Here is a 23,795-nt window from a genome sequence, read left to right on the forward strand (position 1 = left end):
GCCGACATCTGCAGAAACTCGCTTTCCCAATTCTCGAACACGGACGAGAGGAACTGCGCATCGGTCGCATAGTCGGCGAGGCCGATGAGCGGCCGGCCGTGGCGGGCGAGCTCCTCATTCTCGAACCCCCAGCCCATCAGCCACTGGCCGATCAGGCTGCCCAGGAACAGCAGCATCAGGACGATGGTCAGGCCGTTGTTGCGCAGAACCTTCATCCCTGCCTCCTGTCGGCGAGGAAATCGTTTCGGTCCGCGCCTGGTTCCGGCGGCGCGGCTCTAGGCTCGGCTTTCCTCGTCCATGATCGAATCGCCGTCGCCGTCGATCTCGGCATTGGCCCGGGCCTCGACCGCCGCGAAGTCGGCGCGCGGTGCGGCGAAGCGCAGCACGAGATAGCCGGCGACCGCCGACAGGAAGGAGCCGGCGAGGATGCCGACCTTCGCTTCCTCGATTAGATCGGCGCGGCCGGCGAAAGCGAGCGCGCCGATGAACAGGCTCATCGTGAAGCCGATCCCGCACAGGATCGCGACACCATAGACCTGGAGCCAGGTTGCGCCGCGTAGCGGCGACGCCAGCCCCATCCCGCAGCACAGGCGCACGGCGGCGAAGATGCCGAGCTGCTTGCCGAGGAACAGGCCGGTCGCGATGGCGAGCGGAAGCGGCGCGAGCAGCGCGCCAACGCCAAGCCCCGTGACGCTCACGCCGGCATTGGCGAAGCCGAACAAAGGCACGATCGCGAAAGCGACCAGGGGTGCGAGCGCATGCTCCAGCCGGTGCAGCGGCGAACCCGCGTCGTCCGGCGCGCCGGGCGTCGCGACGACCGGAATGGCCGCCGCCGCCAGCACCCCGGCGACCGTCGCGTGGACACCGGACAGCAGCACCGCGTACCAGAGGCCGGCGGCGAGGATCAGATAGGGCCAAAGCCGCGCGACGCCGCTCTTGCCCATCGCGACCATGACGAACCAGATCGCCGCCGCCGCGCCGAGCGCCAGCGTGTCGATCGTGCTGGTGTAAGCGAGCGCGATGATCGCCACCGCGCCGAGATCGTCGACGATCGCGACCGTGGTCAGGAACAGCTTCAGCGAGGCCGGCGCGCGGCTGCCGAGCAAGGCGAGCACGCCGATCGCGAAGGCGATGTCGGTGGCGGCCGGGATCGCCCAGCCGTTAGCGAGCCCCGCTGTCCGCCCCGCCACCAGCAGATAGAGCAGGGCCGGGACGATCATGCCGGCCGCCGCCGCGATCATCGGCAGCCGCCGCTGCCGCCAGCTCGCCAGCCGCCCATCGACGAACTCGCGCCTGATCTCGAGGCCAACGAACAGGAAGAAGACCGCCATCAGGCCGTCGTTGATCCAGAGATGCACGGTCATCGGGCCGAGCTTCGGGCTCAAGGTCGGGCCGGTTTCGGCGTGCAGCCAGTGCTGATAGGTTTCCGCAAGGCCGCTGTTGGCGACGACCAGCGCCAGCGCCGCCGCCGCCATCAGGACGATGCCGCCCGCCGCCTCGCTCGAGAGGAAGCGGCGCAGGACCGAGGTTCTGGCGAAAGGCGCGGCATTCATCGCGACGGCACTAGCCGAGATCGCGACCGCGATTCCATCCCAACCGGCGACGGCGATTGGCACGAGGCGGCGTTTGATGCGCCAGTTTTTGCCCGACGAATGAACCGTGCGATCCCTTGGCGGCACCTATAGACTGTAAGAGCGGGGAACAGCGAACGTGGACGTCAAGGCACCTTCGGAGCGGCTGCTCGACGCCTATCTGATCGCCTCCGCGCAGGTGGGCGATCGCCGGGCGTTCGCGCTGCTCGTCCGCCGCTGGAACGGCAGGCTTCTCGCTCATGCCTGGCGGTTGCTGGGCGATACCGAGCTGGCGCGCGATGCGGTGCAGGACGGCTGGCGCGAGATCGTCGGCGGCATGCCGCGACTGGCCGATGCGAACGCCTTTCCGGCCTGGGCCTACCGGATCGTCTCGCGCCGCGCGGCGCGGCTGATCCAGCGCCTGCGCCGCGACCGGCAGCTTCGCGAAGCCGTCGAACGGGAGCCGTGGGAGCAATCGACGGCCCCTGACGAAGGGAATCTGGATGCTGTCAGGATGGGGCGGGCGATCGCCGCGCTGCCGGCGGAGCAACGCGCGGCTATCGCGTTGTTCCATCTTGAGGACATGAGTGTCGCCGAGGTGGCGGTCGCTCTCGACGTTCCGGCGGGCACGGTGAAGACCCGCCTGATGAACGCCCGCGGGAAATTGCGGGCGGCACTGGAAGGAGATTTATGATGCGTGATCTCGACAAGATGATCGACGAGGCGCTCGATAGCGAGACCCGGGAGGTGCTGCGGCGGATCGGCGACGAGCCGGGCTTCTTCGCGCGGGTGTTCGGCATTTTCGGGGGCCGTACGGGATGGGTCAACATCCTCCTGCTCGTGGTCCAGGGTGTGGCCTTCCTCGCCGGCGCATGGGCCGCTTGGCACTTCTTCCAGGCGGCCGATCCGGTGACCCAGCTGCGCTGGGGGCTGCCGGCCGCCGTGCTGCTGATCCTCGCGACGATCCTCAAGATGTCGCTGGTGCCGCGGATGGAGACCAACCTAGTCATTCGCGAATTGAAGCGGATCGAGCTGCAGATCGCCCACCGGCAGGGATGAACGCGGCGACGGGAGCGCGAGCGGGCCTCAAGCGGGCCTCAATGGCCGCTCGCGCGGAACGCCCCGATGCCGGTTTCGGAGCGCACCTCCTGGTCGGCGAAGCCGGCGCGGTCCATGGCCGCGCGCGGGCTATTATCGAACAGCGACACGATCCAGATGGTCAGGAAAGCGGCCGGCACCGAGAAGATCGCGGGCGAAGAATAGAGAAAGACCGGGGCCGCATTGCCGAGCACCGTCACCCAGACCGCCGGCGAGAGGATGGTGAGGATCAGCGCAAGCCCCAGACCGACCGAACCGCCCACCACCGCGCCGCGCGTCGTCATCCCGCGCCAGTAGAGCGAGAGGATCAGCACCGGAAAATTGCCCGACGCGGCGAGCGCGAAGGCGAGGCTGACCATGAAGGCGACATTCTGCGTCTCGAAGGCGATGCCGAGCAGGATCGCGACCAGGCCGAGCCCCAGCGTCGCCCAGCGCGACACCCGCACTTCGCGCGCCGGGTCCACGTCCTTGGCCAGCGAAGCGTAGAGATCGTGGCTGATCGCCGAAGCGCCGGAGAGCGTGAGGCCGGCGACGACGGCGAGGATGGTCGCGAAGGCGACCGCCGATATGAAGCCGAGGAAGAGATTGCCACCCACTGCCTGGGCGAGGTGGATCGCCGCCATGTTGCCGCCACCGCGCAGCGCGCCCTCCGCGTCGAGAAAAGCGGGGTTGGTCGCGACGAGGACGATCGCGCCGAAGCCGATGACGAAGGTGAGCAGGTAGAAATAGCCGATCCAGGTCGTCGCCCAGAGCACCGACTTGCGCGCCGCCTTGGCGTCCGGGACGGTGAAGAAGCGCATCAATATGTGCGGCAGGCCGGCGGTACCGAGCATCAAAGCGAGACCCAATGAGATCGCCGAGACGGGATCGCGGATGAAGCCGCCCGGCCCCATGATCGCATTGGTCCCCTTCACCTCGACGGCGCGGGCGAACAGAGCCTCGGGCGAGAAGCCGACCTGGGCGAGCACCATCAGCGCCATGAAGGTCGCGCCGCCGAGCAGCAGCACCGCCTTGACGATCTGCACCCAAGTCGTCGCGATCATACCGCCGAAGATCACATAGACGATCATCAGGCTGCCGACGATGCCGACCGCATAGACATAGGGCAGGCCGAAGAGCAGCCGGATCAGCTGCCCCGCCCCCACCATCTGCGCGATCAGGTAGAAGGCGACGACGACCAGGGTGCTCACCGCCGCGAAGCTGCGCACCGGCCGCTGGGCGAGACGGAAGGAGGCGACGTCGGCGAAGGTGTAGCGGCCGAGGTTGCGGAGTCGCTCGGCCATCAAAAAGAGTATCAACGGCCAGCCGACGAGGAAGCCGGTCGAGTAGATCAGGCCGTCATAGCCGTCGGCATAGATCTGGGCCGAGATGCCGAGGAAGGAGGCGGCGGACATATAATCGCCAGCGATGGCGAGACCGTTCTGGAAACCGGTGACGCCGCCGCCCGCGGCGTAGAAATCGGACGCGGTGCGCGTCCTCAACGCCGCCCAGCGGGTGATAGCGAGGGTGAGCGCGACGAAGGCCGCGAACATCGCGATCGCCGTCCAGTTCATTCGCCGACTTCCGCCACGATCTCGGCGAGCAAGGCGTCATGGTCGCGATTGGCGACGCGGACATAGTAGCCGGTCAGTGCGATGCCGAGCAGGATCAGGCCGAAGCCGATCGGGATGCCGAGCGTCGTCGCGCCGCCCGCGATCGGCGTCGCGAGCAGCGGCTTGTTAAAGGCGATCAGCAGGATGTAGCCGAAATAGGCGACGCACATGATCGCGGTCAGCGTCCAGGCGAGCCGGCGGCGCGTGCGCACCAGCGCCCGATAAGCCGGATGCGCCCTGATCCGTTCGCTTCGCGCGTTGCTCTCGCTCATCGCGAAGGCATAACCGCGGCCCGGGAAGAGAGCCAGAGCTTGCCCGCGCCGCTTTGGCCGCGCACGCTCAGGATGAGAGCGTGTGCTCCAGCGTGATCTCGGCGTTGAGCAGCTTGGAGATCGGGCAATTGGCCTTGGCGTCGGCGGCGACCGCGGCGAAGCGCGCCGCGTCGATGCCGGGCACGCGCGCGTCCAGCGTCAGGTCCGAGCGGCTGACCTTGAAGCCGTCGCCGTCCCTGTCGAGCTTCACCGCCGCGCGCGTGGTCAACGTGCCGTCGCTCAGCCCTTCGCGCGCGAGCGCAAAGCTCAAAGCCATGGTGAAGCAGGAGGCATGGGCGGCGGCGATCAGCTCCTCCGGATTGGTCCCGGGCCCGTCCTCGAAGCGGGTGTTGAAGCCGTAAGGCGTGTCCGAGAGGACACCGGACTGGCTGGAGATCTTGCCCCTGCCCTCCTTGCCGAAGCCTTCGTAGGTGGCGGATGCGGTGCGGGTGATCATGGCCGGGCTCCTGCCTGCTGACGTTTCGCGATCATAACACGCCGCCGCCCGCTTCGCTGCCGCGCTTGTGCTTGGAAAGCCGTCGCCCTTTCTGATAGCGCACGGCCATGCCGACTGCTTCGTCCGCCTCGTCCCGGGAGATCCTGACCGGGCTCCACGACGTGATGGCGTCGAAGCTGGGCGCGCAGGCGAAATTGAACAAGGTCGTCAACATCATCGCCGACGCGATGGCGAGCGAGGTCTGCTCGATCTACCTGCTGCGCGACGGCGTCCTGGAGCTGTTCGCGACCTTCGGCCTCAACCAGGGCGCGGTCCATGTGACTCGCCTGGCGCTCGGCGAGGGCCTGGTCGGCACGATCGCCAGGCAGATTTCGGTCCTCAACCTCGACGAGGCGGCGGCGCACCCGGAGTTCGCCTACCGGCCGGAGACCGGCGAGGAATTGTTCCACAGCTTCGCCGGCGTGCCGATCATCCGCAAGGAACGGGCGATCGGCGTGCTCGCCGTCCAGCATGCCGATCCGCGCGGCTATGACGAGCTGGAGATCGAGGCGCTGCAGACCGTCGCGATGGTGCTTTCCGAGCTGATCGCCAATGCCGGGCTTGCCGACCGCGCCGCGACCGCCGGCGATCCGCGCGACGCCGGCAGCGCGCGGCTGACCGGGCAGAAGCTCGTCCTGGGCATGGCCGAGGGTCACGCCGTCTATCACCAGCCCCGGGTTCTGATCGAGCACACCGTCGCCGAAGATGTCGAGGCGGAGCGGCACCGCGTCTATTCCGCCTTCCGCAAGATGCGCGAGCAGATCGACGCGATGACCAGCGCGCCGGAATTCGGCACCGCCGGCGAGCATCAGGACGTGCTCGAGACCTACAAGATGTTCGCCTATGACGAGGGCTGGTCGCGGCGGATCAACGAGGCGATCGATTCCGGCCTGACCGCGGAGGCGGCGATCGAGCGGGTGCGGCAGCGGATGGCGCAGCGGATGCGCCAGATCGATGATCCGCTGCTCCAGGACAGGATGCACGATCTCGACGATCTGTCGAACCGGCTGCTCAGGATCGTCTCCGGCCAGCTCGGCACCGCGGCGCAGATGGCGCTGCCGAGCGACACGATTCTGATCGCCCGCAATCTCGGGCCGGCGGAGCTGCTCGAATATGACCGGCGCAAATTGAAGGGCGTGATCCTCGAGGAAGGGTCGCTGACCGCCCATGTCACGATCGTCGCCCGGGCGATGGGCGTGCCGATGATCGGCCGGGTCCGCGAGGTGCGGCAGCTGATCGGCGAGGGGGACCATGTGCTGCTCGACGGCGGCGAGGGCAGCGCCTTCGTCCGCCCGACCGCCGCCGTCGAGGAGGCGTTCGAGGCCAAGCTCGCGACGACCCAGAAGCAGCGCGAGGAGTTCGCCGCCTACAAGTCGCTGGAGTCCGTCACGAAGGACGGGGAACGGCTGACAGTGGCGATCAACGCGGGGCTGCGCGACGATGTCGAGGCGCTCGAGCAAACCGGCGCCGACGCGATCGGCCTGTTCCGCACCGAGTTCCAGTTCCTCGTCTCCGCCACCTTGCCGCGACGCGAGGCGCAGCTCAGGCTCTACAAGGCGGTGCTCGACGCCGCCGGCCACAAGCTCGTCGTCTTCCGCACCCTCGATATCGGCGGCGACAAGGCGCTCCCCTATTTGCGCGCCCAGGCGCATGAGGAGGAGAATCCCGCCATGGGCTGGCGGGCGCTGCGCCTGTCGCTCGACCGCAGCGCGCTGATGAAGGCGCAGGCGCGCGCTTTGCTCGAGGCCGGCGGCGGGCGCGAGCTCTACATCATGTTCCCGATGGTTTCCGAGCCATGGGAGTTCGAGGAAGCCAAGGCGCTGGTCGAGGAGCAGCGCAGCTGGCTGACCGAGCGCCGCAAGCCGCTGCCCCTGCGTATCCATTATGGCGCGATGCTGGAAGTGCCGGCGCTGGCGGAAACGCTCGACCAGTTGCTGCCGCAGCTCGATTTCCTCTCGATCGGCACCAACGACCTCACCCAGTTCCTGTTCGCCGCGGACCGCTCGCACCCGCGCCTCGCCGAGCGCTATGATTGGCTGAGCCCGGCGATCCTGCGCTTCCTCGCCCGCGTCGTGAAGCAGGCGCGAGAGTACAAGGTGCCGGTGGCCGTGTGCGGCGAGATGGGCGGGCGGACACTGGAGGCGATGGCGTTGATCGGGCTCGGCATCCGCCGCCTCTCGATCACGCCGGCGGCTGTGGGCCCGATCAAGGCGATGATCCGTTCGCTCGACCGCGGCGCGGCGATGACGCTGCTCGACAAGCTGCTCGCCAAGCCGCCGCCCGACATGCGCGCAGCCTTGGCGGATTGGGCGGAGGCGCATGGCGTGCGCATCGCCTGAGCGGGCGCGAATCAGTGCGGCGTTGGTTGACACGGCCGGCCCGCCGTGCCGATGGCGGGATCGAACGAGAGCGGAGTCGCGAAGAAGCCGATGGCGCAAGACGACCTGGACCAGCCCGAGCCCGAACCCGAAGATATGTCGATCGGCGGCCGGCTGCGCGCGGCGCGTGAGGCGCGCGGCCTCAGCCTGCAGGATATCGCCAACCAGACCCGCATCCCGGTCCGCCATCTCCAGCATGTCGAGCAGGAGGCGTGGGACGATCTGCCCGCCGTCACCTACTGCGTCGGCTTCACGCGCGCTTATGGCAATGCGGTCGGCCTCGACGGCGCCGAGCTCGGTCGCGAAGTGCGCGAGCAGCTCGGCGGCGCCCGTCTCCGCACGCCGGCGGTCAATTATTACGAGCCGGCCGATCCGACCCGGGTGCCGCCCCGGTCGCTGGCGATCATCGCCGCGATCGTCGCGCTGGTGATCGTCGTCGGCTTCGCGCTCTGGCGCAGCAGCCTCAACGAGATCGCGCCGGCCCCGCAGCCGGAGGCGGCGCCCGCCCCCATCGCTTCGGCGCCCGCCGCCCCGCAGCCCGCCGCACCCGCTGCGGCCGCCGGCCAGCCGGTGACTCTCGTCGCAATCGGTCCAGTCTGGCTGCGCGTCACCGACGGCGCCGGCGGCGGCGCCAGCCTGTTCCAGGGCGAGCTCGCCGCCGGCCAGGCCTTCGACGTGCCGGCGACGGCACAGCGCCCGCTGCTGCGCACCGGTCGGCCGCAATTGCTGCGGGTGACGGTCGGCGGCCGCGACCTGGGCCCCCTGGAGCCTGTCGAGCGCACCGTTTCCGACGTCAGCCTGCTTGCCGAGGACCTCGGCAACCGCGTCCAGACGGCCACACCCGCGCCAACTCGTTGAACCGCGGTGCGCTTAAGGCTGGCGACAGCAGCCCGCGTCCAATATCATTGCGCTAAAGCATGGGCGGGGAACATATGCGGCACCGGATCCTGACTCTCATCCTGATCAGCGCCTGCGCCATGCCGACGCTCGCACAGACCCGCGATTCGCCCGACCGCCGGATCGACCGGCTCGAGCAGGAAATGCGCGCCGTGCAGCGCCGTGTCTTCCCGGACGGCCGCACCCAATCGGTCGATCCGGAGATCGATCCGGCCCGGCCCGACCCGAGCGGCCCCGGCGCCAGCGGCGACGCGGTGGGCAATCTGATCGAGCGGATCGACGGGCTGGAGGTGCAGTTGCGCGCGCTCACTGCCCAGGTCGAGGAGCAAGGCAACCGCAACCGGGAGCTGGAACGGGAGATCGGCCGGCTCAGGACCGAGCTTGGCGGGCGGATCGAGCGGCTGGAGCAGCAGACCGGCGCCGCGGCCGGTCCGCCCGAGCGCACCGGCCCGCCGCCGACTCGGCCATCGCCGCGCGAGACTCCGCCCGTAACGGAGCCGGTCCAGCCGCCCGCCGAAACCGGCGCCGGCGACCCGGCGGAGGAGGCTTACAATGCCGGCTTCCGGCTGTGGGAAGCGCGCCGCTACGGCGAAGCGCAGACGACGCTCGAAGCCGCCGCGACCCGCCATGCCGGCAGCCGCTGGGTGAGCTGGATGCGCAACCTCGCCGGTCGCGCCCATCTGGATGACGGCCGTCCCGCGACGGCGGCGCGCATCTTCCTCGCCAATTACCAGGAAAATCCACGCGGCGAGCGGGCGGCGGACAGCCTCTATTTCCTCGGCCAGTCGCTGACCCGGCTCGACCGGCGCGCCGAGGCCTGCCGCGTGTATGACGAGCTGGCCCAGGTCTATCCCAATATGCGTGAATTCATCCGCACCCGCCTGCCCCAGGCGCGGACGGACGCCCGGTGCACGAGCCCGGCGCGGCCGCGCTAGCGCCCGCCGCTGATCTCGTCGCGCGCTTCCGCGCCGACGTCGCGCAGCTTGCCGGCGGCGCGCCGGAGCGGTTGGGCGTCGCGGTTTCGGGCGGACCGGACAGCCTGGCCCTGCTCCTCCTCGCCCATGCCGCCTTCCCCGGCCGGATCGCGGCGGCGACCGTCGATCATGGCTTGCGACCCGAAAGCGGGGGCGAAGCGGCCGGCGTCGGCGAGATTTGCCACCATCTCGGCGTGCCGCACACAGTGCTGCACGGGGAACCCGCGAAATTGGCGGGTGGCCTGCAGGCGGCGGCGCGGGCGCTGCGCTACCGGCTGCTCGGCGATTGGGCGGCACACGAAAGCTGCTCCCAGGTCGCGACCGCCCATCATGCCGACGACCAGGCCGAGACGATCCTGATGCGGATGGGACGCGGCGCCGGCCTGCCGGGCCTCGCCGGCATTCGGCCCTGCCGGCCGCTGACCGATGGTAGCGAAATCTTGCTGATCCGGCCGCTGCTCGACTGGCGACGACAGGAGCTGGCGGCGATCGTCGCCGCGTCCGGCCTCGAGCCGGTGGACGACCCATCGAATCGCTCGCCGCGTTTCGACCGCAGCCGCATCCGCGCCTGGCTCGCCGCCGCCGAAGCGCCGCCTGCGCCGCGCCTCGCCGCCGCCGCGGCCCATCTCGAGGATTGCGACGAGGCGCTCGCCTGGGCGGCCGATGCGGCATGGCGATTGCGGGCCACCGTCGGCGACGAAATCGCGGTCGATGCCGAGGGCCTGCCGCGCGAGCTGCGCCGGCGGCTGGCGCGGCGGGCGATCGAAGACGTGCGCCGCGCCGCCGGCCTGACGGGGCCATGGCGCGAGGACGGGCTGGTGCGGGTGCTGGCGACGCTCGATGCGGGCGGCGCGGCGACCCTGGGCGGCGTCCTGTGCCGGGGTGGCGCGGGCTGGACCTTCCGGCCTGCCCCTCCGCGCCGGGCTTAGGGAATCAGCAGCAGGCCGACGCAGCCGAGCACGAACAGGACACGCAGGCCCGCGCCGGTGAACAAGGCGTTCGCGCCGCCGCAGAGCATCAGGAACGCAAGCTGACGCCGATCGAAGCGCCCGCGCAGACGGCAGCCGATCCTGCCGTTCAGCGACCAGCGCACGTCGGCGGCGACCGGCGCGCCGAACGGCAAGGTGAGCGTGACCTCGCTGCCGGCCGGGATCGGGATCGCGCCGATGCCCATGAAGCCCGAGCGCGAGACGTTGCGCATCACGATCCGAGTCTCGGCCTCGCCGGCGCGCAGCCTCGCCCGCCACAAAGCGGGGGCGCGCGCCTCGACGCGAGCGATATGATGGACGGTGCCGATCAGGCGGCCGGGCAGCGTAAACATCCTTGTCTCCTTGCCCGCGCGGATACCGGGAAAATGCTGCGATCCCCTTAACCCCCGGCAAACCATCGGTTCAGCGCCGGTGCAGCGCCGGACCGGCAAAGCGCCAGCCGGTCCTGAAGGAGACAAAGAGATGAGAATGTTGAGCGCGCTGGCCCTGTTCGCCGCCGCGATTCCCGCCGGCGCCGCGCTGGCGCAGAGCCAGCCCGCCGCGACGATCGCCGGCACCCGGCTCGACGTGGTCGCGACCGGCGAGGTGACCCGCGTGCCCGATATCGTGCGGATCAACGCCGGCGTCGTCACCCAGGCGACCACCGCGGTCGAGGCGATCCGCCAGAACGCGGCGCGGATGGGGCGGGTGCGCGCCGCGCTTGCCCGCGCCGGCGTCCAGCCGCGCGACATCCAGACCAGCAACCTCAGCCTTCAGCCCGATTATCGCTACGAGCAGAATCAACCGCCGCAGCTGATCGGCTACCGGGCTTCGAATCAGGTCAACGTCCGCTTCCGGAACATCGCCGATTCCGGCCGGATCCTCGACGCGCTCGTCGCGGAAGGCGCGAACCAGATCGACGGCCCGCATCTCGGCCTCGACCGGCCGGAGGTGGCGCTCGACGAGGCGCGCATTGCCGCGCTCGCCAACGCCAGGGCACGGGCGGAGCTCTATGCGCGGTCACTCAACATGCGCGTGCGGCGGGTGCTGCTGGTCAGCGAGAGCGGCGCAACGCTGCCGCCGCCGATGCCGGTGATGCGGATGCGCGAGGCGGCGCAGGCGGCCGACACAAGGATCGAGCCCGGCGAGCAGGTGCTGAGCGTGACCCTGACGGTCAGCTTCGAACTGGAATGAGAAAAGGCCGCCCGGGCGGGCGGCCTTTTCGCTTGCCGATCGCCCGCTAGCGGATGCGCCCGCGGCGGACCAGGTTGACGACTCCGAGCAGGATCACGGCGCCGACCAGCGAATAGACCCACGCCATCGGGTCCTGCCAATTGACATTGTTGATGTTCCGGCCGCCGAACAGGAAACCGGCGATCGCGGCGCCGACGATGCCGACGACGACGTTGAGCAGGATGCCCTGCTGCGCGTCGGTGCGCATGATCATGCTGGCGACCCAGCCAATGATGCCGCCGACAACAAGCCAGACAATGATACCCATATTGCTTCCCTCCTGTCTCGCCCGCGTGCGAATCGCGGGACGCTCCGATCACGGAAGGGACGCGCCGGCGCCCTTCCGGCTCCTGCTTTCAGGATCGTTGGATCGGCCGGGGACGGCTTAACCGTTTCGTCGCGTGAAGGAAAGCGCGCGAGCGCTCAGTAGTTCTGCTGGCGGTCGTAGAGGCTGCGATAATGCTGGATGCGGGTGACGCGCAGGCCCGGCATGCCGGAACGGTCGACCGCGCGCTGCCAGCCGGCAAACTCCTCGAGGCTGAGGCTGTAGCGCTCGCACGCCTCGTCGACGCTGAGCAGGCCGCCATTCACCGCCGACACCACCTCCGCCTTGCGGCGGACGACCCAGCGGCGGGTCGAGGGCGGGGGGAGCGAATCCAGGGTCAGCGGCTCGCCGAGCGGGCCGATCACCTGTCCGGGGCGGATTTTCTGATTCTCGATCATTCACTAGCCTCGAAACCAGCGCAGGGCGCGGATGTCCCGCGGCGCGCTCCACCCCAATAAAGGGCGAGCGTTGAAGGAAGGCTAAAACGCCAAGGTAAATATCCCGGTGATAAGGCTTTACGGCGCATTGCGCCCCCGTCCCGCTTCGGCACGGTTGAAGCAGCCGCCCTGCGCCCGCGCCGCCCGCCGCCACTCACAGCCGCCGCTCAGCACCTCGACGACCGGCTCCTCGATCGCGGCGGAAGCCTCCGATGCTGGCGCGCGCGAGCGACCGGCGAGCGCCGCGAGCAGCAGGCCATGGTCGAGCGGCGCGGGGCGCGACTCGCCCAGCATCCGCCGCGCACGTTGGAGGAAAGCCATGTCCATCAGGCGACCATAGACTGGCGCGGGTGAAGAGCGGGTAAAGCCGCCGGCACTGGGCTTTGCGCGCACGAGCGCCTATCTCGCGCCGCGATGGACGCGGATTTTCAGCTCGACCGGCCGCCCGCAGGCGCTCGAATCGTCGTCGCCATGTCGGGCGGCGTCGATAGCTCGGTCGTGGCCGCGCTCGCCGCGCGGAGCGGGGCCGAGACGATCGGGATCACGCTCCAGCTCTACGACCAGGGCGCGGCGGTCGCCCGCGCGAAGAGCTGCTGCGCCGGGCGCGACATCCATGACGCGCGCGCCGTCGCCGCCCGGCTCGGCATCGCTCACCATGTCTTCGACTATGAGAGCCGGTTCCGGACAAGCGTCATCGAGCGTTTCGCCGACGAATATGCGCGCGGCCGCACCCCCGTCCCCTGCATCTCCTGCAACCAGAGCGTGAAGTTCGCCGATTTGCTGGGCTTCGCCCGCGAGCTGGGCGCCGACTGCCTCGCCACCGGCCATTACGTCCGGCGCGTCGCCGGCGCGAACGGGCCGGAGCTGCACCGGGCCACCGATCCGGCCCGCGACCAGAGCTATTTCCTGTTCGCGACCACCCGCGACCAGCTTGATCACCTGCGCTTCCCGCTGGGCGGCCTGCCGAAGCGCGCGGTGCGCGACCTGGCCCGCGAGCTTGGCCTGATCGTCGCCGACAAGCCCGACAGCCAGGACATCTGCTTCGTCCCCGATGGCGATTACGCGTCCGTGGTGCGGAAGGTGCGCCCCGAGGCGGCGCGGCCGGGCGAGATCGTCGACCGCGCCGGCCGCGTCCTCGGCGCGCACCGCGGCCTGATTCATTTCACCGTCGGCCAGCGGCGCGGCCTGGAGGTCGGCGGCCAGGCCGAGCCGCTCTACGTGCTGAAGCTGGAGCCGGAGACGGCGCGGGTCGTCGTCGGGCCGAAGTCCGCGCTCGGCGTTCAAGCCGCACAGCTCGAAGGCGTCAACTGGTTGGGCGAGCGCCAGCATCGCGATCTTGCGGTCAAGGTGCGCTCGCTCGCCCGCCCGGCACCGGCGTCATTCGATGGCGCGCGCGTCAGCTTTGCCGCACCCGAATATGGTGTCGCGCCCGGTCAGGCGGCGGTGATCTATTCGGGCGAGCGGGTGCTTGGCGGCGGCTGGATCTCGGAAACCGTGCCGGCGGAGCTGGAGCCGGCCTGACGCCGCGCCAGCGCGTAAAGCAGCATGCCGAACGTCACTAGGCCGGCCAGCATCGCCCAGGAAGTCCATTGGGACTGCGCCGCGGCCCAAAGGCAAACGGCGAGCGCCGCGACGATCATCGCCCAGGTCAGGGCACCGGGCTTTTCGGCCTTCGGCAAGGCGGCGATGCTCAAGGCGTAGATGATCAGCCGGGCGAGCGTGCTGACGATCGCCAGCCAGACGAAGCTGCCGGTGACGCCGAGCGCGACCCCGGCGAGCCCCATGAACAGGATCGAGTTGGCCGGCGTCGCCCAGCGCGCACTGACCGCGCCGAACCAGCGCGGCAGCGAGCCCTGATTGGCCAAGGCATAGGTCACCCGCGGCGTCGCGGTCATCGATCCCGCGAGGTTGCCGGCGATCGAGGCCAAAGCCGTCGCGGTCAGGATGAGCGCGCCAACCGGACCGATCAGCACCTCGGCGAATGCGGCAAGCGGCGCGGTCGGGGCCGGGCCGGGCGGCATCACCGCGACATAAGCGAGCTGGATCAGAAAATAGAGCGTGGCTGTCGCGACCAAAGTGACGATCAGCGCGCGCGGGATGGTGCGGCGGGCATCGGCGGTCTCGTCGGCGGGCACGACGCTGTTTTCGAAGCCGACAAAAGCGTACAGGATGATCAGCGCCGCCGCCTCCAGCGCCGAAAGGGCCGGGAGCGGCCCCGGCGACGGCCAGCTTCCGGCCGACCAGGCCAGGCCCCAGAGCGCCAGCGCGATCAGCGGCAGCGCCTTCAGGACGGTGAGCAGATCGAGCAGGCGCACGGCCCGGCGCACGCCGATCATGTTGATCGCGGTGATGACACCGACCAGCGCGACGATCGTCGCGCCGCGCCCGATCGGGCTTGCGAAGGGCGGCCAGAGCGAGCCGGCATAGGTCGCGAAGACGTTGGCATTGGCGGCGAGCGCGGTGATGCGCGCGACATAATAGAGCCAGCCGACCTGGAAAGAGACGAGCGGCCCGAACGGCGCGGTGTAGGCGGCCGGTCCGCCCGAGACGGGGTGCAGGGCCGCCAGCCGGGCGAAAGGCAAGGCGATCAGGAGGAAAAGCAGCCCGAAGATCGGAAACAGCCAAGGGCTCAGGGTTCCGAACTGCGCGTGCAGCGTTCCCGGCAAGGCGAAGATGCCGGCCCCGACCATGCCGCTGAACGACAGGAAGGCCGAGCCGGTAAAGCCGATGTCACGGCGCAGATGCGCCTCTTTGCCCCCCGCCATGCTCCCGCCGCCTCTATTGCGGATCGGGCCGAGGCTCCGGCGGCTGGCCGGCGCGCTCCTCGTCCATGATCGCCTCGTCGATCCGCCGCAGCCGGTCGCGCCGCGCCTGCTCGATCAGCGAGTTCCAGTTGATGTCGTCGCTGTTCCGCCGCTCGGCGCGCGCCTGCTGGACGATCTGGTTGAAGCAGCCGGACGCTCCGCCCGGCCCGGTCGGCGAGCAGCTGCCGATGCCGCTCGCGCCGACATAGCTGAGCTCCGTCGCCCGCCCGGCCCAGGCCTGGCCGGCGGGATCGTTGGGATTGCTCCTGAGATTGGGCGGGATGCGGAAGCGCTCCTGCTCGGGCAGCCGGGCGCAGACGTTGATCACCTCGTCGGTGCTCGCCGGGCAGGGGTCGTCGCCATAGACGAGAACCTGGTTGACCGGCACCTCCTCGTCCGAGCTGGCCGAGGCGCGCGCCGCCGCCTCGGGCGCGGGAACGCCGGGCTGCTGGGCGAACGCGCCGGTGCCGGCGAAAGCGGTCAGAGCGAGCAGCATCACACGCATGTTCAAATCCTCTTCGACAATTCGATCGCGGCCCGGCAGCCGGCCCGGATCGCGGCATAGAGCAACGGATAGCCGAACGCATCCTCCGCGCCGGCCGCGACGGCGGCAGCGCGATGCTCGCGCTCGTCCGCCTGGAAATCGGCGATCGCGGCGGAGAGCGGCGGATCGGCTTCGCCGAGCGCATCGAGCTGCTCCGAATAATGAGCGTCGATCTCGTCCTCGATCGCCGCCGTGCAGGCCATCGCGGCACTGGGGCCGATCAGGGCCGTCGCCGCGCCCAGCGCATGGCCGGCGACATGCCAGAAGGGCTGGAGGGCGGTCGGGCGGACGCCGCGCGCCACCATCATCGCGTCGAAATGCGAGAGGTGGCGCTGCTCCTGCGCCGCCATCCGGGAGATCAGCCGCGCCGCGGGATGGCCCTCGCCGAGCACGGCGAGCTGCCCGGCATAGATGCGGGTCGCGCCATATTCGCCGGCCTGGTCGACGCGAAGCATCGACGCCGCGTCGGCGTGGGCATCGCCCGGCCGCCAGGCGCTTTCGCCGCTCATGTCCGGGCTCGGGGTCGCGACAGGCTCAGCCATAAGATTGTCAACGCGCCAAAGGTCGAAAGGATCGCATTCCAGCCCGCCATCGAGATGCCGAGGAACGACCATTGCACCTGGTCGCAGCGCACCACCGGCGCGGCCATGATCTGGTTGAACAGATCGTCGGTCGACCGGCTGGAGCCGAACGAGGCGGTGCACTCGGTGAAGCCGGTGAAATAACCGAGCTCGACGCCGGCATGGTAGAAGCCGATCGCGCCGCTGGCCAGGATGCCGAGCGCCGCCAGCCAGACGAAGGAACGGCCGCGATCCGGCATGCCGCCGCCGGCCAAGGCCGCCAGCGCGAAGGCGAGCCCGGCCATATGGGCGTAACGCTGCCAATAGCACATCTCGCACGGCGCGAGGCCGCCGAGATATTGCGAGCCATAGGCCCCGGCGAGCAGCGCGCCGGGGATCAGCAACGCCAGCGCCTTGGCGGCGGTCAGGCGCGATCCGCCCCCTTCCCCCGCCGCGGCCGCGCTCGCCATGCGACTAGCGGCGGCTGCCGGTCGGCCGCGGCGCGGCGCCGGCGGTCTGCACCCGCGACAGCCGGGCCAGCGTCTGCACCGCATAATGGAGCTGGAAGTCGGTGATGCCGCGCTGCGTCAGCTCCTGCGTCGTCATCGCGAAGCGCGGATCGGGCCGGCCGTCGTCGCGGATCACGTCGTCGCGCACCGAGGCCTCGTTGACCAGATGGCGGCGCAGATCCGATTCCCGCACCCGGTTGCGCGAGCGGTAATCGGGATCGGTGAGCTGCGGCACCGCGACGTCCGGCGTGATGCCGCCTTCCTGCACCGAGCGGCCCGACGGCGTGTAATAGCGCGCGGTGGTGAGTCGGAGCGCGGTGCTTCCGCTGCCGAGGGGGATCAGCGTCTGGACCGAGCCCTTGCCGAAGCTGCGCTCGCCCATCACCACCGCGCGGCGATGGTCCTGCAGCGCCGCCGCGACGATCTCCGCCGCCGAGGCGCTGCCCGCATCAACCAGCACGACGATCGGGACGCCGCGCGAGGCGTCGCCCGGCCGGGCGTAGAAACGCTCGATGTCGGTCCGGCGGCGGCCGCGCTGCGAGACGATCTCGCCGCGCTCGAGGAACAGGTCCGAAAGGCCGACCGCCTGATCGAGCAGGCCGCCCGGATTGGACCTCAGGTCAATGACATAACCGAGCGGGGGGCCGCCCAATTGCCGCTCGATATCCGCCATCGCCCGCTGCGCCATCTCGGTCGTGTTGCGGTTGAAGGTGGTGACGGTGAGGATGCCGACGCGGTCGCGCACCTCGGAGCGGACCGCCGGAATATCGATGATCGCGCGGGTGATGTTGACGTCGAACGGTCGTTCGCGGCCGGCGCGGACGATGGTCAGCCGGACGGCGGTGCCCGGCTGGCCGCGCATCCGCTCGACCGCCTCGTCGAGCGTGCCGCCGAAGAAGAGCTGGCCGTTGATATGGGTGATGAAGTCGCCGGGCCGGACGCCCGCCTGATCGGCCGGCGTGCCGCGGGTCGCGGCGATCACCTTCACCGCGCCGTCCTCCATCGTGACGGTGAGGCCGAGCCCGCCATAATTGCCGTCCGTCGTCGTCATCAGCGAGCGGAAGCCGCGCTCGTCGAGATAGGAGCTGTGCGGATCGAGGCTGGACAGCATGCCGTCGATCGCGCCGCGGATCAGGGTCGCGTCGTCGACCTGATCGACATATTCGGCCTTCACCCGCTCCATGACCGACATGAACTGGTCCATCTCGCGATAGGAACTCACGTCCGCCTGGGCGAGGGCGGCGGTGACGACGGGGATGAAGGCGACGGCGCTGACGAGGCCGAGGCTGCGGAGGATCTGGCTGGCCATGACGGGTCCCGAATTGGTGTATTAGGCGCGCTCTACAGCCTTTTTAGGCCGCCGCAAAGCAACGGGCGATGAACGTGCTAGCCGGAAAGCAGCTGGGCGAGCGGCACGGGGCGGCCGCCGTGGCGAAGCTCCACCGTCACGCGGGGCGCGTTCGCGGCGGCGCGACCGAGCGGCGCGCCGCGCGCCACGGTCGCGCCCCGCGTCACGTCGAGCGTCGCGAGACCGGTGATGACCGTCGTCCAGCCCCGGCCATGATCGATGATCAGCACATTGCCATAAGCGCGAAACGGCGCGGCGTAGACGATCCGCCCATTCGCCGGCGCGACCGCCTGCGCGCCCCCGGGCGTCGCCAGCGTCAGCCCGCGCGAATGGACCCCGGAATCGGAAATCTCGCCGACCCCGGTCAGCAGCCGGCCACGCACCGGCATCACATAAGGCAGACGCGGGCGTGCCGGCTCGCCCTCGCTGCCCGGCCGCGGCGACGGGCCTGACAAGGAACCAAGGTCGTTCGCCCGTCGCGCATCCTCAGCGCCCCGGTCGATCGTCTGCGCCATCGCGCGCGCCTCCTCGCCGAGCGCCAGCGCGCGGTCGCCTTCGGTCAGCGACAGGCCGGCGAGCGTGCTGGAGCGCGAGCGCTGGTCGCTCTCGAAGGCGGCGAGCGCCGTGCGGCGGGCGGCGAGCGCCTCGCGTCCGGCGCGAAGCGCGCCCTGGGCCTGGTCGGCGCGGGCGCGCAGCGCGTCGGCATAATTCACCTCCGTCCGCAGCGCCGCGGTACGGCGGCGAATCTCCGGCAGCGTCGCGGCGAGCAGGGCACGGACCCGCACCGTGTCCTGAACCGAGCCCGGCTGGACCAAAGCGAGCGCCGGCGGCCGGCGCGCCATCGTCTGCAGCGCGGCGACCAGCCGGACCAGCGGCCCCTGCCGCGCCGCCAGCCGCGCCTGCTGCGCCTCCTGCAGCCGGGCGATGATCGCGATCCGGCGCTCGGCGGCGGTGAGATCGGCCTCGGCCGCCTCGATCCGGCTGGCGAGCGCCTCGCCTTCGGCCCGGGCGCGGGCGGCGGCGCTGGTCGCGGCCCGCGCCTGGCGCTCCAGCTCCTGCGATCGGGCGTTCGCCGCGTCGGCTTCCTTGCGCGCCTCGCCCAGCGCCGCGACGTCCGGCCCGCGCGACGCTTGCGCCGCGACCGCGATGCCCAGCAAAGCAAGAAGGGCCAATCCCCGCATCGGCTCAACCTTCGCGATGATAGGGATGGTTGGCAAGGATCGAGGTGGCACGGAACAATTGCTCGGCGAGCATCGCCCGGGCCAGCAGATGCGGCCAGGTCGCGCGGCCGAAGGAGAGGAGGAGATCGGCACTGCCTCGCGCCGTGTCGTCGAACCCGTCCGCCGCGCCGATCAGGAAGCGCGCCTCGCGGACGCCGTCGTCGCGCCAGCGCTCGAGTTTCCGGGCCAGCTCGACCGAGCTCAGCGTCTCGCCGGTCTCGTCGAGCAGGATCGTCACGCCGCGCTCCGCCGGCGCGGGTTCCTTGCCGCCCGCGTCCGGCAATTCGGTCACTTTCGTCGGCCAGGCGATGCGCTTCAGATAGCGCTCGACCAGCTCGGCCTCGGACCCGCGCCCGATCCGCCCCCGCGCGACGATATGAAGCAGCAAGCGGCTAGTGCGCCGCCGCGGCCGGCGCCGATTCCTCGAACGCCCACATCCGCTCGAGATTGTAGAAGCTGCGCACCTCGGGCCGGAACAGGTGGACGATCACGTCGCCGGCGTCGATCAGCACCCAGTCCGCGACCGGTAGCCCCTCGACCCGGACGCTCCGGCCCAGCTCGCGCTTGATCCGCTCGGTCAGCTTGTCGGCCATCGACGCGACCTGGCGGGTCGAGCGGCCGCTGGCGATGACCATATAATCGGCGATGTTGGATTTGCCGGCGAGCGGGATCGAGACCGTCTCGACCGCCTTGTCGTCGTCGAGGGAGCGAAGCACCAGCGCGTGCAGCGCCTGGGCCTGGCTGTCGGCTCCGGGTTCCGGAGCTTGGCTTCTAGCTGGCAAAGGGCCTCCTTGGCTTGAGCGGCCGGCGCGTGACCCGATCGCGGATGGCCGGCGAGTGAAGCGCGCCGGTCAGGCGTTCGTGCCATTTGGGACGGGCGGCGCGGATGGCGGTGGCGGAACTCGGATCGGGCGGCAGATCAAGCAGCACGAGCGACGGCAAGCTCCATAAAGTCCAGTCCTGCGCCTGGTCTGCGGTCCGGACGAAGCGCCGCAGCCAGCCCAATGCGGGAGCCGCCCGGGCGGCGCCATCATAGCCCGGCCGGGCGATGACGGCAATCGGCACGCGCCGCGCGATTCCCCGCCAGTCGCGCCAGCGATGGAACTGGGCGAGATTGTCGCCGCCCATCAGCCAGATGAATCGCCGTTTCGGGTAGCGGCGGACGAGCGCGGCGAGCGTGTCCACGGTGTAGCGGGTGCCCAGCGCCTGCTCGATCGCGGTCGGCCGGATCGGCGCGCGCCGCGCTTGTCGGCGGGCCGAGGCGAGCCGCGCCGCAAGCGGCGCCATGCCCTTCACGGCCTTGAGCGGGTTGCCCGGCGAGACCAGCCACCAGATCTCGTCGAGGTCGAGCGCGCGGAGCGCCGCGAGGCTGATCCGCCGATGCCCGCGATGGGCCGGATTGAAGGAGCCGCCGAGAAGGCCGGTGCGGATCATCGCCCAGCGATAGCATGGGCGCGTTGGGACGCGAACGGCCTCGACGCTCCGGCCGGCTTGCGCCATGATAAGCGCAAGGGGAGATGCTGGTGACGGAAGGCGTCGAAGGCATAGGCGAGGCGGTGACCGGCGGCATGGTCGCCCGCGCGGTCGAGCCGCAAGCCGGCGAGGCCAGCGAGGCCGGGGAGCGCAATTGCCTCAATTGCGCCGCGTCGCTCGACGGCCCCTATTGCCGGCAATGCGGCCAGAAGGCGCATGTCCACCGCAGCGTCGGCGCGATCGTGCACGATCTCGTCCACGGCATCCTCCACCTCGACGGCAAGTTCTGGCGGACCTTGCCGATGCTCGCCTGGCGGCCCGGCGAGCTCACCCGCCGCTACGTCCATGGCGAGCGGGCGAAGTTCGTCTCGCCGATGGCGATGTTCCTGTTCTCGGTCTTCCTGATGTTCGCGGTGCTGTCGATCTACGGCCTGTCGCTGACCAGCCTCGGCGGCGCGAGTACCGCCCAGATCCAGCGCGGTATGACGGAGGCGCGGACCGAAATGGTGCGCGAGCTGGACGAAGCGCGGCAGGACCGGGTCAGGATCGCCGCGGGCGAGGTTCGGCGGCATCGCGGCCAGCCGGAGACGCTGCCGCAGATCGACGCCAGGATCGCCGAAATGCAGCGCGACATCGCCGAGTTCGACCGGGTCCTCGCGAGCACCACGCGGCTGGGGATCGGCGGCAGCGGCACGGGGACGACGCTCCAGACCGGCTGGCGTCGGCTCGATTACGGCCTGCAGAAATTCAACGAGAATCCGAGCCTGGCGCTCTACAAGCTGCAGTCGAACGGCTACAAATTTTCCTGGCTGCTGATCCCGCTTTCGGTGCCGTTCGTTTGGCTGCTCTTTTTCTGGACGCGGCGCTTCCATTTCTACGACCACACCGTCTTCGTCACCTACTCGATCGCCTTCATGTCGCTGCTCGCGATCGTGCTGACCGTGCTCGGCTTCGCCGGCGCGCCCACCGCGATCATCGCGTCGGCGGCGGTGTTCCTGCCGCCGATCCACATGTTCCGGCAGCTCAAGGGCGCCTACGGCCTGGGCTGGTTCGGGGCGCTGGTCAGGACCTTCCTGCTGGTCAATTTCTGCTTCATCACCGCCAGCCTGTTCTTCGTCCTGCTGCTCGGCCTCGGCGCGCTGGGCTAGGGTTCAGCGGCACGGAAACCGGCGGACCATGTAGAAACGCATCGCGTCGCGCACCTCGAGCCGCTGGCGCTGGGCGGGCGGAATCGCGCGGAAGAAAGCGAGCAGCTCGTTCGAGGTCATCCGCACCCGCTCCGGAGCGCAGAAGGCCGGCGGGCGGCCTGCCCGCCGCGACGCCGCGGCCTCGGCCCTGAGGGCGGTGCCGGCCGAGGTGACCTCGCCTTTCAAGAGACCGATATCGCTGGAGAACATCGCCATCATGCCGCGCGCCTGCAATGCGTCGGCTTTTTCGAGAAAGGCCGCGACGGTCATCGCCTGCAACGCGCCGACCGGCACGACGACGGCCAGCGCCGCGATCAGAAATTTCCGGCTCATGCACCCTCCCGCCCAAAGGCGTCAGGGAGCGTCGGCGGCGTGAACCGCGGCTGAACCTTCTCGCGTCAGGCCCCCGCCGCGGCGGGCCCGCCAATCCCGCCGCCGCGCGGCCGGCGGGTCTTCGGGATCGTCGAGCCGGTGACCGGCGTCGGGCCGGGCCGGTCGCTGGGATTCTCGCGGCCGATATCCTCGCCGCGGATCGCCTTCTTCGCCTCTTCGCCGGTCAGCGTCTCATAATCGAGCAAGGCGGCGGCGAGCCGGTGCAGCTCGTCGAGATGCTCCGTCAGCACCTGGCGCGCGACGCCCTCGGCCTCCTCGATCAGCCGCTTGATCTCCTGATCGATCAGGCGCGACGTCTCCTCCGAAACGCTCTGGTTGCGCGCGACGCTGTGGCCGAGGAAGACCTCCTCCTGATTGTCGCGATAGCGCAGCCAGCCGAGCTTCTCGCTCATGCCATATTCCATCACCATCGCGCGGGCCATGTCGGTGGCCTGCTGGATGTCGTTGGACGCGCCGGTGTTGAGCGAATCCATGCCGTAGATGAGCTGCTCGGCGATCCGGCCGCCGAAGCACAAAGCGAGCCGCGCCTTCATCTGCTTCATGTTCATCGAATAGCGGTCGCGCTCCGGCAGGTTCCAGGTGACGCCGAGCGCGCGGCCGCGCGGGATGATCGTCACCTTGTGCAGCGGGTCGCAGCCCTCGACGTGGAGCGAGACCAAAGCATGGCCGCCTTCGTGATAGGCGGTCGCCTTCTTCTCTTCCTCGGTCATCACCATGGACTTGCGCTCGGCGCCCATCATGACCTTGTCCTTGGCGAGCTCGAACTCCTTCATCGCGACCAGGCGCTTGCCCATCCGGGCGGCGAGCAGGGCCGCTTCGTTGACCAGGTTGGCGAGGTCGGCGCCGGAGAAGCCGGGCGTGCCGCGGGCGATGGTGCGCGGATCGACGTCGGGCGCGAGCGGCACCTTCTTCATGTGGACGGCGAGGATCTTCTCGCGGCCCTCGATATCCGGGCGCGGCACGACGACCTGGCGATCGAAGCGGCCCGGGCGCAGCAAGGCCGGATCGAGCACATCGGGGCGGTTGGTGGCGGCGATGATGATAATGCCCTCGTTCGCCTCGAAGCCGTCCATCTCGACGAGCAGCTGGTTCAGCGTCTGCTCGCGTTCGTCGTTGCCGCCGCCCAAGCCGGCGCCGCGATGGCGGCCGACGGCGTCGATTTCGTCGATGAAGATGATGCAGGGGGCGTTCTTCTTAGCCTGCTCGAACATGTCGCGGACGCGGCTGGCGCCTACCCCGACAAACATTTCAACGAAGTCCGAACCCGAGATTGAGAAAAACGGCACGTTGGCCTCGCCAGCGATGGCGCGCGCGAGGAGCGTCTTACCGGTACCGGGCGGGCCGACGAGCAGCGCGCCTTTCGGAATCTTGCCGCCGAGGCGTTGGAACTTGCCCGGGTCCTTCAGGAACTCGACGATCTCGCCGAGTTCTTCCTTGGCTTCATCAATGCCCGCCACATCATCGAACGTGATGCGGC

29 protein-coding genes are annotated in these 23,795 nt (G+C 69.9%); 9 read left to right on the forward strand and 20 right to left on the reverse strand.

Features of this window, described 5'->3' with window-relative positions; translation table 11 throughout:
- Together ACT4N3_RS10640 and nhaA are read right to left on the reverse strand one after the other, a co-directional pair.
- Nucleotides 1-215 (reverse strand): DUF6766 family protein (locus ACT4N3_RS10640; protein WP_444855196.1); only part of this gene is annotated, 215 nt, incomplete at its 3' end.
- A 60-nt stretch (nucleotides 216-275) separates the two neighbouring features.
- Nucleotides 276-1,553: a Na+/H+ antiporter NhaA gene (nhaA, locus tag ACT4N3_RS10645; protein ID WP_444855224.1), complete on the reverse strand. Its 1,278-nt coding sequence runs from the start codon at nucleotides 1,551-1,553 to the stop codon at nucleotides 276-278.
- A 157-nt stretch (nucleotides 1,554-1,710) separates the two neighbouring features.
- Between nhaA and ACT4N3_RS10650 the strand changes: the two genes are divergently transcribed.
- Together ACT4N3_RS10650 and ACT4N3_RS10655 are read left to right on the forward strand one after the other, a co-directional pair.
- Nucleotides 1,711-2,265, forward strand: a complete 555-nt coding sequence (locus ACT4N3_RS10650; RefSeq protein WP_444855197.1) for an RNA polymerase sigma factor — start codon at nucleotides 1,711-1,713, stop codon at nucleotides 2,263-2,265.
- Entirely contained in the window at nucleotides 2,265-2,630 is a 366-nt protein-coding gene (locus ACT4N3_RS10655) for a DUF6768 family protein (RefSeq protein ID WP_444855198.1), read from the forward strand. Before ACT4N3_RS10650 ends, ACT4N3_RS10655 begins: the two co-directional genes overlap by 1 nt.
- Nucleotides 2,631-2,668: 38 nt before the next feature.
- On the opposite strand, the gene ACT4N3_RS10660 is transcribed toward ACT4N3_RS10655, so the two are convergent.
- From ACT4N3_RS10660 to ACT4N3_RS10670, 3 genes are all read right to left on the reverse strand, one after another.
- The gene (locus ACT4N3_RS10660) at nucleotides 2,669-4,222 is read right to left on the reverse strand and encodes a cation acetate symporter (protein ID WP_444855199.1); all 1,554 of its coding nucleotides are present in this window, start codon (nucleotides 4,220-4,222) and stop codon (nucleotides 2,669-2,671) included.
- On the reverse strand, nucleotides 4,219-4,533 hold the full coding sequence (locus ACT4N3_RS10665) for a DUF485 domain-containing protein (RefSeq protein WP_444855200.1): 315 nt from the start codon (nucleotides 4,531-4,533) through the stop codon (nucleotides 4,219-4,221). Before ACT4N3_RS10665 ends, ACT4N3_RS10660 begins: the two co-directional genes overlap by 4 nt.
- 67 nt (nucleotides 4,534-4,600) lie before the next feature.
- Entirely contained in the window at nucleotides 4,601-5,029 is a 429-nt protein-coding gene (locus ACT4N3_RS10670) for an OsmC family protein (RefSeq protein WP_444855201.1), read from the reverse strand.
- Nucleotides 5,030-5,136: 107 nt separating this feature from the next.
- Between ACT4N3_RS10670 and ptsP the strand changes: the two genes are divergently transcribed.
- The 4 genes from ptsP to tilS all read left to right on the forward strand — a co-directional run bounded on the left by ptsP (nucleotide 5,137) and on the right by tilS (nucleotide 10,246).
- Nucleotides 5,137-7,407: a phosphoenolpyruvate--protein phosphotransferase gene (gene ptsP / locus ACT4N3_RS10675; protein WP_444855202.1), complete on the forward strand. Its 2,271-nt coding sequence runs from the start codon at nucleotides 5,137-5,139 to the stop codon at nucleotides 7,405-7,407.
- A gap of 90 nt (nucleotides 7,408-7,497) precedes the next feature.
- Nucleotides 7,498-8,304 carry a helix-turn-helix domain-containing protein gene (locus ACT4N3_RS10680; RefSeq protein WP_444855203.1) on the forward strand — a complete coding sequence of 269 codons (807 nt, stop codon included), beginning with the start codon at nucleotides 7,498-7,500 and terminating at the stop codon, nucleotides 8,302-8,304.
- 74 nt (nucleotides 8,305-8,378) lie between these two features.
- A complete protein-coding gene (locus ACT4N3_RS10685) occupies nucleotides 8,379-9,278 on the forward strand; it encodes a YbgF trimerization domain-containing protein (RefSeq protein WP_444855204.1) in 900 nt (299 codons plus the stop codon).
- Entirely contained in the window at nucleotides 9,251-10,246 is a 996-nt protein-coding gene (gene tilS, locus ACT4N3_RS10690) for a tRNA lysidine(34) synthetase TilS (protein WP_444855205.1), read from the forward strand. The genes ACT4N3_RS10685 and tilS overlap by 28 nt, the downstream gene beginning before the upstream one ends.
- Here the strand turns inward: tilS and ACT4N3_RS10695 are convergent.
- Entirely contained in the window at nucleotides 10,243-10,638 is a 396-nt protein-coding gene (locus ACT4N3_RS10695) for a PilZ domain-containing protein (protein ID WP_444855206.1), read from the reverse strand. The genes tilS and ACT4N3_RS10695 overlap by 4 nt on opposite strands.
- Nucleotides 10,639-10,768: 130 nt before the next feature.
- Between ACT4N3_RS10695 and ACT4N3_RS10700 the strand changes: the two genes are divergently transcribed.
- Nucleotides 10,769-11,479, forward strand: coding sequence for an SIMPL domain-containing protein (locus tag ACT4N3_RS10700; protein ID WP_444855207.1), 711 nt, complete (start codon nucleotides 10,769-10,771; stop codon nucleotides 11,477-11,479).
- 46 nt (nucleotides 11,480-11,525) lie between these two features.
- On the opposite strand, the gene ACT4N3_RS10705 is transcribed toward ACT4N3_RS10700, so the two are convergent.
- The 3 genes from ACT4N3_RS10705 to ACT4N3_RS10715 all read right to left on the reverse strand — a co-directional run bounded on the left by ACT4N3_RS10705 (nucleotide 11,526) and on the right by ACT4N3_RS10715 (nucleotide 12,607).
- Nucleotides 11,526-11,786 carry a GlsB/YeaQ/YmgE family stress response membrane protein gene (locus ACT4N3_RS10705; RefSeq protein ID WP_444855208.1) on the reverse strand — a complete coding sequence of 87 codons (261 nt, stop codon included), beginning with the start codon at nucleotides 11,784-11,786 and terminating at the stop codon, nucleotides 11,526-11,528.
- Nucleotides 11,787-11,941: 155 nt separating this feature from the next.
- On the reverse strand, nucleotides 11,942-12,241 hold the full coding sequence (gene sciP, locus ACT4N3_RS10710) for a CtrA inhibitor SciP (protein ID WP_444855209.1): 300 nt from the start codon (nucleotides 12,239-12,241) through the stop codon (nucleotides 11,942-11,944).
- Between the two features lie 117 nt (nucleotides 12,242-12,358).
- On the reverse strand, nucleotides 12,359-12,607 hold the full coding sequence (locus ACT4N3_RS10715) for a hypothetical protein (RefSeq protein WP_444855210.1): 249 nt from the start codon (nucleotides 12,605-12,607) through the stop codon (nucleotides 12,359-12,361).
- Between the two features lie 87 nt (nucleotides 12,608-12,694).
- Between ACT4N3_RS10715 and mnmA the strand changes: the two genes are divergently transcribed.
- Nucleotides 12,695-13,801, forward strand: a complete 1,107-nt coding sequence (mnmA, locus tag ACT4N3_RS10720) for a tRNA 2-thiouridine(34) synthase MnmA (RefSeq protein ID WP_444855211.1) — start codon at nucleotides 12,695-12,697, stop codon at nucleotides 13,799-13,801.
- Here mnmA and ACT4N3_RS10725 read toward each other — a convergent pair.
- From ACT4N3_RS10725 to ACT4N3_RS10765, 9 genes are all read right to left on the reverse strand, one after another.
- Nucleotides 13,729-15,045 (reverse strand): APC family permease, encoded by a 1,317-nt coding sequence (locus ACT4N3_RS10725; protein WP_444855212.1) that lies wholly within the window; start codon nucleotides 15,043-15,045, stop codon nucleotides 13,729-13,731. The two genes, mnmA and ACT4N3_RS10725, sit on opposite strands and share 73 nt — an antisense overlap.
- A 13-nt stretch (nucleotides 15,046-15,058) precedes the next feature.
- Nucleotides 15,059-15,589, reverse strand: a complete 531-nt coding sequence (locus ACT4N3_RS10730; protein ID WP_444855213.1) for a hypothetical protein — start codon at nucleotides 15,587-15,589, stop codon at nucleotides 15,059-15,061.
- 2 nt (nucleotides 15,590-15,591) lie between these two features.
- Nucleotides 15,592-16,137, reverse strand: a complete 546-nt coding sequence (locus tag ACT4N3_RS10735; protein WP_444855214.1) for a demethoxyubiquinone hydroxylase family protein — start codon at nucleotides 16,135-16,137, stop codon at nucleotides 15,592-15,594.
- Nucleotides 16,134-16,658, reverse strand: coding sequence for a disulfide bond formation protein B (locus ACT4N3_RS10740; protein WP_444855215.1), 525 nt, complete (start codon nucleotides 16,656-16,658; stop codon nucleotides 16,134-16,136). Before ACT4N3_RS10740 ends, ACT4N3_RS10735 begins: the two co-directional genes overlap by 4 nt.
- Nucleotides 16,659-16,662: 4 nt before the next feature.
- Nucleotides 16,663-18,006, reverse strand: a complete 1,344-nt coding sequence (locus ACT4N3_RS10745; protein ID WP_444855216.1) for a S41 family peptidase — start codon at nucleotides 18,004-18,006, stop codon at nucleotides 16,663-16,665.
- Between the two features lie 77 nt (nucleotides 18,007-18,083).
- Nucleotides 18,084-19,226 carry a murein hydrolase activator EnvC family protein gene (locus ACT4N3_RS10750; protein WP_444855217.1) on the reverse strand — a complete coding sequence of 381 codons (1,143 nt, stop codon included), beginning with the start codon at nucleotides 19,224-19,226 and terminating at the stop codon, nucleotides 18,084-18,086.
- A 4-nt stretch (nucleotides 19,227-19,230) separates the two neighbouring features.
- The gene (locus ACT4N3_RS10755; protein WP_444855218.1) at nucleotides 19,231-19,653 is read right to left on the reverse strand and encodes a 23S rRNA (pseudouridine(1915)-N(3))-methyltransferase RlmH; all 423 of its coding nucleotides are present in this window, start codon (nucleotides 19,651-19,653) and stop codon (nucleotides 19,231-19,233) included.
- A 4-nt stretch (nucleotides 19,654-19,657) separates the two neighbouring features.
- Complete coding sequence (gene rsfS, locus ACT4N3_RS10760) at nucleotides 19,658-20,047, reverse strand: ribosome silencing factor (RefSeq protein WP_444855219.1); 390 nt, start codon at nucleotides 20,045-20,047, stop codon at nucleotides 19,658-19,660.
- The gene (locus ACT4N3_RS10765; protein ID WP_444855220.1) at nucleotides 20,037-20,699 is read right to left on the reverse strand and encodes a nicotinate-nucleotide adenylyltransferase; all 663 of its coding nucleotides are present in this window, start codon (nucleotides 20,697-20,699) and stop codon (nucleotides 20,037-20,039) included. The genes rsfS and ACT4N3_RS10765 overlap by 11 nt, the downstream gene beginning before the upstream one ends.
- Nucleotides 20,700-20,782: 83 nt before the next feature.
- Here ACT4N3_RS10765 and ACT4N3_RS10770 point away from each other — a divergent pair, with 83 nt between their 5' ends.
- Nucleotides 20,783-21,886 carry a DUF3667 domain-containing protein gene (locus ACT4N3_RS10770; protein WP_444855221.1) on the forward strand — a complete coding sequence of 368 codons (1,104 nt, stop codon included), beginning with the start codon at nucleotides 20,783-20,785 and terminating at the stop codon, nucleotides 21,884-21,886.
- Between the two features lie 3 nt (nucleotides 21,887-21,889).
- On the opposite strand, the gene ACT4N3_RS10775 is transcribed toward ACT4N3_RS10770, so the two are convergent.
- Together ACT4N3_RS10775 and ftsH are read right to left on the reverse strand one after the other, a co-directional pair.
- Nucleotides 21,890-22,258 carry a hypothetical protein gene (locus tag ACT4N3_RS10775; protein ID WP_444855222.1) on the reverse strand — a complete coding sequence of 123 codons (369 nt, stop codon included), beginning with the start codon at nucleotides 22,256-22,258 and terminating at the stop codon, nucleotides 21,890-21,892.
- Nucleotides 22,259-22,323: 65 nt separating this feature from the next.
- Nucleotides 22,324-23,795, reverse strand: a 1,472-nt coding sequence (ftsH, locus tag ACT4N3_RS10780; RefSeq protein ID WP_444855223.1) for an ATP-dependent zinc metalloprotease FtsH, incomplete at its 5' end; no start/stop codon positions are given.

It is taken from the genome of Sphingosinicella sp., assembly GCF_052388015.1.
Classification (GTDB): domain Bacteria; phylum Pseudomonadota; class Alphaproteobacteria; order Sphingomonadales; family Sphingomonadaceae; genus Allosphingosinicella.